This window comes from Paenibacillus sp. P4_A7 (assembly GCF_056402455.1).
Genome location: NZ_JBFUHJ010000494.1, coordinates 1 through 3,957, shown reverse-complemented (window position 1 = coordinate 3,957; position 3,957 = coordinate 1). Strand labels below are relative to the sequence as shown.

Here is a 3,957-nt window from a genome sequence, read left to right as displayed (position 1 = left end):
GTTAGCATTCCTGTAGAGCGTTAAATATCCGCTTTGCAAAAAAACGAGCGCCTCGGTACGATGGAAGTACGCAACGGGTCATAGCCCTAAAAATTCCATCATCCAGGAGGACGCTCTATTATGAAGTTTAAATCGCAGGACAAACAAAATCAACTCATTGAAAAAATTACCGCTCAACATCTGGTCGTCGGGATCGACATCGCCCAACAAACGCATGTCGCTCGTGCTGTTAACTTTCGAGGGATCGTCGTCGGTAATCCCCTATCCTTCTCGAACGATGAAGAAGGTTTTCAAATCCTTCTTCGGTGGCTTCAGTCGCTGCAATCCGCTCATGCTTTAACGGCGGCCATTGTTGGCATGGAGCCTACAGGGCACTATTGGCTCAACCTTTCCAACTGGCTCTCGGATCGTCACTTTGAAGTCGTTCTAGTCAATCCACATCTCGTGAAAAAGAATAAGGAGAACCGCGACAATACACCATCCAAGAGCGACAAAAAGGATGCCCTGGTCATCGCCGACATGGTCAAAAACGGCTATTATTCATTCATCCGCAACACACCAGAAGCATTTGAAGAGCTACGTGTTTATCTCTCAAATCGCGACTCTGTCGTAACCAGACTCGTTAGTGCGAAGAATCAAATCCATCGGTGGGTCGACATTGTTTTCCCTGAACTGCGACAAGTCTTCAAGAACATCATGTGTACGGGTTCACTGGCCACACTTCGTCTGTTCCCTACGCCAGAAGAACTGGGTAAATTACAGCCTCAAGATATCTTACGAGGCTGGAAATCGCTTATGAAACGGCATTCTGGTGATCGAAAAGCCCGAGCTCTACTCTCTCTTGCTAGCCGTTCTGTTGGATCTAAGCAAGCCACACATGCCTACAGACTTCATTTGAAACAGCTGCTCGACGAGTACGATCTTGCTTGCCTGCAGCTAAAAACGGTAGAGACGGAGATTGTTTCCGTTTTAGAACGGATTCCTTTTGCGAAATCCATGCTTGCTGTCAAAGGGATTAGTGCCATTTCACTAGCCGGCATTCTAGGTGAGGCGGGGGATTTGAGCGGCTATGTTCACGGGAATGCCTTACTGCGTCATGCTGGCTTAAACCTCGCAGAAGCAAGCTCAGGCAAATGGACAGGACAAATGAAGATTAGCAAACGCGGACGATCTCGCCTCCGACGTTTCATCTTCATGATGACCTTGAGTTTAGTCGCGAACAATTCGGAGTTTAAAGCCATGCATGCATACAATGTACAAATAAAGAAGATGAAGAAAATGAGGTCCATTATGAAGCTCTGTGGCAAACTAGCTCGAATACTTGTTGCGATGGCTCGCCGCGGCGAAGCCTACAACCCGCCTAAAACATTGCCTATTCAGCTAGCAGCTTAACCAAACATCCCGTTTCGTTGTACGAGTTTTGGCTTATTCGCAGGATTTCAAAGAAAGCACGGAGTACCGGATTCATTAAACCAAAGGGCACCGACCCGTACCGTTAGCAAGACCGGCCTCCACCCCTTGGATAGGCGTAACGAAGGAATGAGAGGGCATAGACCCGTTAAGACATGGGAGTGAAAACCTCCAAGGGCGGCGTGGAGAATGCGTGCAGTAAATGGAAGTATATGGGGCGGCAATATTCCCCCTCTATTCCCGTGCGCCTTCATGTTGCCGAAGTCTAACACGGAGTTCCCCTTCTTGTCTTTCACCCCTTACCATCCGGGCGAAATCCTGCGAATAAGCGAGCATTCGTGAGAAAATCATATCGTACCAAGGGAGTTTAATGATACGAATAAGTATCTATTTTGTAACCGTCCATTCCCGCTATTATTTCCCCAACCATTTGTATCGCTGGTTAATTAAGCAACTTTCGCTTATTGTAAAGATAATAGACTCTTATTATTAAATTTGAAAAGGATGCTTGTATTTCATGTGGAAACCCGATCGTTCAAATAAAACAGCTATCTATCAACAAATTATCGATCATATTGAACGAAGTATTTCATATGGTGAGCTGCCCCCAGGCAGTATGCTGCCTTCTGAGAGAAAGCTTGCGGAGCAGCTCGGTGTGAACCGAAGCACGGTCATTCAAGCCTACGAAGAGCTGCGCGCTTCAGGCTTAATTGAAAGTGCGGTTGGCAGCGGAACACATGTAAGCCGTACAAAATGGGGAATCTCACCTACACATACTCCTAATTGGCGTCAATATACAGAAGGAGGAACCTTCCTTCCGAACCTCCCGCTTATGAGACGCATTCGTGAGGTCACTCTAAATGATCCAACGATTATTAATTTTGCCAGCGGCGAGTTGTCACCTAATTTATATCCGAATGAGCTGGTAGGCAAGCTTCTGAAGGAACAGAGCTTCGAAGAGCATCTCGGTTATGACGATCCACAAGGCTATAAGCCTTTGCGTGAGAGCCTTGTATCCAGTTTAAAACTGCACAATGGGATTAATACAACTGACTCTTCCATTCTAATTACTTCCGGTTCCCAGCAGTCTCTCTATTTAATTACGCAATGTTTGCTTTCGCCGGGCGATGCTGTAGCCATTGAGGATCCTTCCTATTGCTATTCCTTACCGATGTTCCAGTCTGCTGGCTTGCGAATTTTCCGCTTGCCTGTACATGAAGACGGTATCGAGCCTGATGATCTAATTAGTCTCTATCGCCAGCATAGAATCCGCATGGTATTTCTTAATTTGAATTATCAAAATCCGACAGGCACTGTATTAAGTGAGCCAAAGCGCAAGCGCCTCCTTCAAATTGCTGCAGATCTGCGCATTCCGATTGTTGAGGATGATCCATTCAGCCTTACATCATTTAAAGGTTCTGCACCCGCTCCACTTAAATCATTAGATACAGATGGCATCGTTTTATACATAGGCTCACTTTCGAAAATAGCCGCATCTGGATTACGCATTGGCTGGCTGCTTGCGCCACAATCGGTCATTGATCGATTATCAGACGCAAGGCAGCAAATGGATTTCGGATTAAGTATCGTATCTCAATGGGTTGCAGAGCGCTTATTAGCCTCAGAGCAATTCGATCAGCATATTGTTCAGTTGAGACAAGCACTCGAGCTTAAACAACAAATAATGGTTCAAGCCTTAAGCGACAGCTTACAGGAGAGAGTTACTTTCACCGCGCCACAAGGCGGACTCAACTTGTGGTGCAAAATCAATCAAAACGTAAACGACGGTAAATTACTGGAGGAATCCATTAAACGAGGTGTTTTACTCGTGCCAGGCAGTGTGTTTGGTTCGGAGTCAGGCTTTGTCCGGCTTAGCTACGCTAAGCCGAAGACCGAGGAAATTCATACTGGAATCTCAGCGTTCGCTGAGGCATTAAAAACATTTCATTATTGATTAGAGCCCATAATGGGTCCGATTTCTTTAGGCAGTTTTTTGGATGCGCTTGGAACCGATCTAGGCTTCTCTTCAATGACATCAGAGGAATAAATCATAATGCTTACAACGCCCCCGCCTGCGAAAGCACGGATTAAGATAGGCTGGCTGTATTTATTTTGGAATACAAAATCAGGACCATGCCAGCTTACTGTTGCATCGCGGCCTGGCGGCACATAGTGTACGCTTCTGCTATGCGAATAACGATTGACGATCTGAAGTCCCGCATGATCGACTGCATTAAAAAGCGTCGATGATATTTGGCATATTCCTCCGCCAATCCCTTCAGACACTTCTCCACTAACGATGACCGGAGCACGTAAATACCCCTTTTCCTCCGTCCGCTTTCCAACCACCTTATTGAAAGAAAACGTCTCTCCAGGAAACAACACGTAATTGTTAATCGCCTTCGCCGCTAAACCAATATTGTAAGAACGGTTTTTATTGTTGCTATTGTAATAAGTAGCATATTGACCAATCCTCTTCACCTTAATCAGAGACATAAGCTCGCTATCCACTTTAGCATGTATAGTCAGCATCGGAGCCTCCATCCT

3 protein-coding genes are annotated in these 3,957 nt (G+C 45.9%); 2 read left to right on the top strand and 1 reads right to left on the bottom strand.

The genetic code is table 11. From position 1 onward, the window contains the following. The first annotated feature begins 120 nt into the window (after positions 1 to 120). Together AC1DWN_RS29610 and pdxR are read left to right on the top strand one after the other, a co-directional pair. On the top strand, positions 121 to 1,392 hold the full coding sequence (locus AC1DWN_RS29610; RefSeq protein ID WP_477562453.1) for an IS110 family RNA-guided transposase: 1,272 nt from the start codon (positions 121 to 123) through the stop codon (positions 1,390 to 1,392). A 535-nt stretch (positions 1,393 to 1,927) separates the two neighbouring features. Further along, positions 1,928 to 3,364, top strand: coding sequence for a MocR-like pyridoxine biosynthesis transcription factor PdxR (gene pdxR, locus AC1DWN_RS29605; protein WP_477562452.1), 1,437 nt, complete (start codon positions 1,928 to 1,930; stop codon positions 3,362 to 3,364). On the opposite strand, the gene AC1DWN_RS29600 is transcribed toward pdxR, so the two are convergent. Further along, positions 3,358 to 3,957: VanW family protein (locus AC1DWN_RS29600; protein ID WP_477562451.1), on the bottom strand; the 600-nt coding region annotated here is incomplete at its 5' end. The genes pdxR and AC1DWN_RS29600 overlap by 7 nt on opposite strands.

Excerpts from the sequence above, each read along its gene's own strand:
- AC1DWN_RS29610 (WP_477562453.1), top strand. The coding sequence starts at position 121 with ATGAAGTTTAAATCGCAGGACAAACAAAATCAACTCATTGAAAAAATT.
- pdxR (WP_477562452.1), top strand. The coding sequence starts at position 1,928 with ATGTGGAAACCCGATCGTTCAAATAAAACAGCTATCTATCAACAAATT.